Here is a 3,525-nt window from a genome sequence, read left to right on the forward strand (position 1 = left end):
TAAATCTAGACAAAATTGTGTATAATAGAATTTTATGTTTATTATACAGTAAATTAAAAAAAGATTTTTTATTTTGTATATATTAATGTAATAACACTAAAGTGTGCTATAATCTAACTACGTAGTTAAATTAAATATCCCCTTTTATGTAGAAATTTAGAGTTTTATAGGAAAAATTAAAAAAGGGAGAAAAAACATGATTCTAATGATAGATAACTATGATTCTTTCGTATATAACTTAGTTCAATATTTTGGTGAACTAAACGAAGACATGGTAGTGAAAAGAAACGACGAAATTACGATAGACGATATAAAAACATTAAACCCTGAAATTATCGTCTTATCACCAGGACCTTGCAGTCCAAATGAAGCTGGAATTTGTATGGATGTTGTAAAACATTTTAAAGGCATAATACCTATACTTGGTATATGTTTAGGACATCAAACTATAGGGCAGGTATTTGACTCTAAAATAGTTAAAGCTATAGAGCCTGTTCATGGAAAAGTACACAGTATAACTCACGACAATAAAGGAGTTTTCACAAATTTAAAAAATCCTTTAAATGTCACAAGATACCACTCTTTAGTAGTAGATAGAGATACTTTATCAGACGAGTTAGAAATAACTGCAGAGACTAAAGAAGGAGAAATCATGGGACTTAGACATAAAAAGTACATGATAGAAGGTGTGCAATTCCACCCAGAAGCAGTGCTTACTGAATGTGGACATGAACTTTTACAAAACTTTATTACTTTAGCTAGAGAAAAAGCAAAAAGCTCAGAAAGGGAAGAACAAAATGCTTAGAGAAATTAATACTAAATTAAATGCTTTTGAAATCTATACAATATTTAAATATGAAAATGACAGCTTTATACTAGACAGCGCAATGGATCCTGAAAAACTGGGGAGATACTCTTTTATAAGCAGTAATCCATTTAAAAAAATAAAAGCAAAAGATTCTAAAACAAATCCTCTTGATGATTTAGAGGAAGAACTTAAAAATTATCAGGGCGAAAATGATACACATTTGCCATTTGTAGGTGGCGCGGTAGGTTATTTATCTTATGACTTAGGAAACTATATGGAAAAACTACCTAAAATTGCAGAGGATGATATGAATGTATATGACTTATATTTTGGGTTTTACAATTGGGTAGTTGTAGTTGACCATCTAGAAAACAAAACTTACATAGCAACACCGAATTTAGACAGACAAAAAGAGGAATCTTTAATTGATGAAATTGAGAGAAAAATAAAAAATGCAGAACAAAATGGGATAGACCCAATTTGTTATGAAACTAAAAACATTAAACCTATAAAACTTAAATCGAATTTCACAAAAAAAGGATTTGAAGATGCCGTTCAAAAAGTAAGAGACTACATAAGAAGCGGGGATATATATCAAGCAAATTTAACTCAACGTTTTAGTGGAAAAACCACTTTATCTAGTTACGAATTATATAGAGATTTAAGAAGATTCTCTCCAGCACCATTTGGAGCATTCTTAAACTTCGATAAATTCCATATACTATCTAATTCACCAGAAAGATTTATAAAGTGTGTAGATAGAAAACTAGAAACTAGACCGATAAAAGGTACTAGACCTAGAGGTAAGGATGAAGCTGATGATTTAAGATTAAGAGAAGAATTAGTAAATAGTGAAAAAGACAGAGCAGAATTACTTATGATAGTAGACTTAGAAAGAAATGACTTATCTAGAGTATCAAAAGTAGGTACTGTAAAAGTTCCTGAGCTATTTGTAATTGAACCTTATGCAAATGTAAATCACTTAGTTTCAACAGTAGTAGGAACTTTAAAAGACGAGTATAATGCAGTAGATGTAATAAAGGCCACTTTTCCTGGGGGGTCAATAACAGGTGCGCCAAAAATTAGATCTATGGAAATTATAGAAGAGTTAGAGCCAACTAAGAGAAATGTTTACACAGGTTCTATTGGGTATATAGGATTTGATGGAAATATGGACTTAAATATAGCTATAAGAACTATAGTAAAAGAAAATGAAGATGTTTACTTCCAAGTTGGTGGAGGTATGACATGGGGTTCTAATCCTAGTGATGAATATCAAGAAACACTAGACAAAGCTGCTTCTATAATGAAAGCACTTAGAGGTTACTATGAAGAGTAATATTTCTTTTAATTCAACCCTTACAAAATTTGGTATAGGTTTATTTGAAACTATAAAAGTTACAGATTATCCTCTAGATTTAGATTTACATATGAATAGATTATTTAATTCGATAAAAGAATTAAATTTAAGTATTGAAAATGATAAAGAGTTTTATAAAGAAACAATTTTAAAATATATAAAAGAAAACAACGTGAAAAATAAAGCACTGAGACTTACAGTATTTGACGAAGGATATAATATAAGTTTGAGAGATATAACTTATAACGAAGATACTTATAAAAAAGGGTTTAGTCTATGTATATCTCCAATTAAAAGAGGAGACAGCATAATATACAGACATAAGACAACTAATTACTTTGAAAGTATGTACTCTAAACATTATGCAACTGATAGAAATTTCAATGATGCTATTTTTCTAGATAGCTTAAGCAATATTCTTGAATGTTCAATGAGTAATATATTCTTTATAAAATCAAATACTATATATACACCAAAGAGTTCATCTCCAATTTTAAATGGGATAATGAAGTCTAATGTTAAGAGTATTTGTAAAAACTTAGATATAAACTTAGTAGAGTGCGATATAAATATTTCATGTATAGATGAATACGATGCCGTATTTGTGACAAATAGCTTAATGGGAATTATGCCAGTTACAAATATATGTGATGTAAATTACGATAAAAATTACGACTTAATAAAAAAATTACAAAAGAATCTATAAAAGGAAGTGAGTCTATGTCAAAACTAAGCGAGATATTCAATAGAGAAATAGATTTGATAAAAAAAGACGAAAATACGTTAGGTATAGTTCTTGTAGGTTCTAGTAAAGATTTAGATTTTGAAAAAGATATAAAAATAAATGATATAGATCTTTTTATATTTACAAAAGAGCAAGATGAAAACCAAATTCGTATAAATAAAGAAATCTCTTCTATAGAGTTTGATTTAAATTACATATCTATAAAAGGGTGCAAACATTTTATAGAAACTAAAGAATACTTCTTTTTAAAAATAAATGATGGAAAGATAATTTATGATACTTGTGGTTTTGCAAAAGAAACACTACAAAAATGCAAAACTATTTATGATAACGGTCCTGATAAGATTTGTGAAGAAGAAAAAAGAGATAAGATGCTAGAAATTAAATCGGAAATTAAAAAACTAGAATCAAAAGACGAATTTGAAGAATTTGAATACGACTTTTTTATAAATATAGCTCTTAGAGATTTAATAAGAATGTATTATATTAAAAATGATAAATGGGTACCTAAGGACAAAAAATTATTAAAAAGCATAAAAAAAGAGTATAAAAATTTAGTAGATAGATTAAATAAATTTCCACAAGGGGCACCAGAATCTAAGACATTATATG

At 28.1% G+C, this 3,525-nt stretch carries 4 protein-coding genes; all 4 read left to right on the forward strand.

The features are described from left to right. Positions 1-196: 196 nt before the first annotated feature. A complete protein-coding gene (locus I4U58_RS13065; RefSeq protein ID WP_195931778.1) occupies positions 197-805 on the forward strand; it encodes an aminodeoxychorismate/anthranilate synthase component II in 609 nt (202 codons plus the stop codon). After that, positions 798-2,147: an aminodeoxychorismate synthase component I gene (gene pabB, locus I4U58_RS13070; protein WP_195931779.1), complete on the forward strand. Its 1,350-nt coding sequence runs from the start codon at positions 798-800 to the stop codon at positions 2,145-2,147. The genes I4U58_RS13065 and pabB overlap by 8 nt, the downstream gene beginning before the upstream one ends. Beyond that, the gene (locus I4U58_RS13075; RefSeq protein WP_195931780.1) at positions 2,137-2,874 is read left to right on the forward strand and encodes an aminotransferase class IV; all 738 of its coding nucleotides are present in this window, start codon (positions 2,137-2,139) and stop codon (positions 2,872-2,874) included. The genes pabB and I4U58_RS13075 overlap by 11 nt, the downstream gene beginning before the upstream one ends. 14 nt (positions 2,875-2,888) lie before the next feature. Continuing rightward, a partial coding sequence (locus tag I4U58_RS13080) for a hypothetical protein (protein WP_195931781.1) occupies positions 2,889-3,525 on the forward strand: 637 nt, incomplete at its 3' end.

Source organism: Clostridium sp. 1001270J_160509_D11, assembly GCF_015667935.1.
Taxonomy (GTDB): Bacteria; Bacillota; Clostridia; order Peptostreptococcales; family Peptostreptococcaceae; genus Intestinibacter.

Coding starts and splice junctions, on each gene's coding strand:
- I4U58_RS13075 (WP_195931780.1), top strand. CDS start 2,137: ATGAAGAGTAATATTTCTTTTAATTCAACCCTTACAAAATTTGGTATA.
- I4U58_RS13065 (WP_195931778.1), top strand. CDS start 197: ATGATTCTAATGATAGATAACTATGATTCTTTCGTATATAACTTAGTT.
- pabB (WP_195931779.1), top strand. CDS start 798: ATGCTTAGAGAAATTAATACTAAATTAAATGCTTTTGAAATCTATACA.